The 2,750-nt window shown below is 73.7% G+C and carries 1 protein-coding gene; it reads left to right on the plus strand.

Annotation, left to right across the window (positions count from 1 at the left end; translation table 11 throughout):
* Positions 1-2,750 (plus strand): condensation domain-containing protein (locus AB0G02_RS34280; protein ID WP_360802764.1); only part of this gene is annotated, 2,750 nt, incomplete at both ends.

Consider the following 2,750-nt stretch of genomic DNA (forward strand, 5'->3'; position numbering starts at 1 on the left):
CCACCTCGTGCAGAACCAGCACCACATCGTCACCGACGGCTGGTCCGAGACCACCCTGTTCCGCGAGTTCGGTGAGCTGTACTCCGCACGCGTCCGGGGCGTGCCCGCGACCCTGCCTCCCGCCGCCCAGTACGCGGACTACGCGGTGTGGGAGGCGGAGCAGGCGGGCGGCCCGCTGTTCGAGGCGCAGCTCGCGCACTGGCGCGAACGCCTGTCCGGCCACCTCGGTGAGGCCGGCATCCCGGCGGACCGACCGCGCCCGGACGGGTCGAGCACGCGCGGCGACAACGTCGAGGTGCCGGTGCCCGCGGACCTGCGGTCCCGGCTCGGCGGCACGTCGCTGTTCACCGGCGTCACGACCGCGCTGGCGGTGCTGCTGCACCGCTACGGCGACCAGGACCGGGTGATCGTCGGCGTGCCGGTGGGCATCCGGACGCGCGTGGTCGGGGAGTCCGCCGTCGGGTGGTTCGGCAGCTCGGTGGCGTTGCGCGTCGACCTGTCCGACAACCCGACGCTGGCGCAGGTCGCGGAACGGGTGACCGCGGAGACCCTGGACGCGCTGACGCACCAGCACGTGCCGTTCGACCGGGTGGTGGACGCGCTGGACGCCCAGCGCGGCGCGGGCATGAACCCGGTGTTCCAGGTCATGTGCTCGGTCAACGCCACCACGCCGCCGCCGGAGATGGCCGGGCTGGACGTGCGGTTGCGCGCGTTGGACAACGACACGGCGAAGTTCGACGTGGAGCTGGCCGTGGAGTACGACGACCACGGCGTCGAGTGCCGCTTCGAGTACGCCACCGACCTGTTCGACCGGCCGACCGTCGAGGCGCTGGCCGCGCACTACCTCGTCGTGCTCGACGCGCTGCTGACCGCGCCCGGCACGAGGGTCGGTGACCTCGCGCTGGCCGACGAGGCGGAGGCGACCGTCGTGCTGGACGGCGTCGAGGCGGTGCTCCGGGACCGTTACGGCGCACCGGTTCCCGTCGGCGTGCCCGGTCGCGTGTGGACGGACGGCCGGGCGGACGGCCGCATCGCGCGGGTCCGCCGGGACGGCACGGTGGAGGCCGTGGGGACCGGTGCGGACGCAGCCGCCGACGCCGAGGACTTCGTCGAACCGACGACACCGGTCGAACGCGAGCTGGCCGCCATGTGGGCCGACGTCCTGGGCCGGGGTCGGGTGAGCCGGGACGAGAACTTCTTCCGCGGCGCGGGCGGCGACTCGATGCTGGCCACCAAGGTGGTGGTGCGCGTCCGGCGCAAGTGGGGTGTGCGCATCACCGTCCGGCAGATGCTCCAGTTCCCGGTGCTGAAGGACCTGGCCGGTCACCTGACCTCCCTGCTGCCCGACACCCCGCCGGACACCGCCGCGGCCGACGCCCCGGTGATCAGCGCCGCGCAGTCGTCGGAGGACGTGCCGCTGTCGTTCGCCCAGCAGCGCCTGTGGTTCATCGACCAGCTCGAACCCGACAGCGCCGCGTACAACATCGCGGAGCTGCTGGACATCACCGGCCCGCTGCGGCCCGACGCGCTGGAGCGCGCGCTCAACGCCGTCGTCGCCCGGCACGAGGCGCTGCGGACGTCCGTGGCGCTGGTCGACGGCGTGCCCGTGCAGCGGATCGCGTCCGAGCTGCGGGTGCCCCTCCCGGTCCTGGCCGACCGGTCGCCCGACGAGGCCCGCGCCGAGGCGTGGCGGGAGGCGGACGTCCCGTTCGACCTGACCGCCGGACCGCTGCTGCGCGCCGCCCTCTACCCGACGGGACCGGACCGGCACCTGCTGGCGCTCACCTGGCACCACCTCGTGTTCGACGGCTGGTCGCAGGACCTGTTCTTCCGCGAGCTGACCGCGTTCTACGCCCGGGAGACCGGCCGTGCCGCCGACGTGCCGCCACCGCCGGTGATCCAGTACCCCGACTACACGCGGTGGCAGCGCGCCTCGCTGCGGGACGCCGAGCTCGACCGCCTCCAGCGGTTCTGGTCCGCCACCCTGGACGGCGCCCCGGCGCTGCTGGAACTGCCCACCGACCGGCCGCGACCGTCCGTGCGCGGCACGACGGGCAGCAGCCGGTTCCACGACCTGCCCGCCGACCTGGTCGACGACCTGCGCGCGGTCGCGGACCGGCACGGCGTCACGCTCTACCTGGTCCTGTTCGCCGCGTTCACCGCGCTGCTGGCCCGCCACACCGGGCAGACCGACATCGTGGTCGGCGGCACCACCGCCAACCGCGCCACCGAGGAGACCGAACGCGTCGTCGGCCTGTTCGTCAACACGCTGGCTCTGCGCACGGACGTGTCCGGCAACCCGGCGTTCGGTGAGCTGGCGGCCCGTGCGCGCGACACCGTCACCGCCGCCTACGCGCACCAGGACCTGCCGTTCGAGCAGGTCGTGGAGCTGCTGCGGGTGGAGCGGTCGTCCAGCCGGACGCCGCTGTTCCAGGTGCTGTTCGACTACCAGGAGGGCAGCTGGTCCTCGCTGGAGCTGGACGGGCTGACCGTCGAACGGGTGCGCGGCGCGGACAACGCGGCCATGTTCGACCTGACGTTCGTCGCCGTGGTGGACGCCGAGGGGCTGCACTGCGACCTCCAGTACGCCACCGACCTGTTCGACGAGACCACCGCGGTGCGGCTGCTGGACCGGTGGGAGACGCTGCTGCGCGCCGTCGTGCGCGACCCGGACGCCCGGATGCACGAGCTGGACGTGCTGCCCCAGGCCGAGCTGGACATTGTGACGCGGCGGTTCGGCGCACCCCGGC

The organism is Actinosynnema sp. NPDC023658, assembly GCF_040639995.1.
In the GTDB taxonomy this organism is placed as follows: Bacteria; Actinomycetota; Actinomycetes; order Mycobacteriales; family Pseudonocardiaceae; genus Actinosynnema.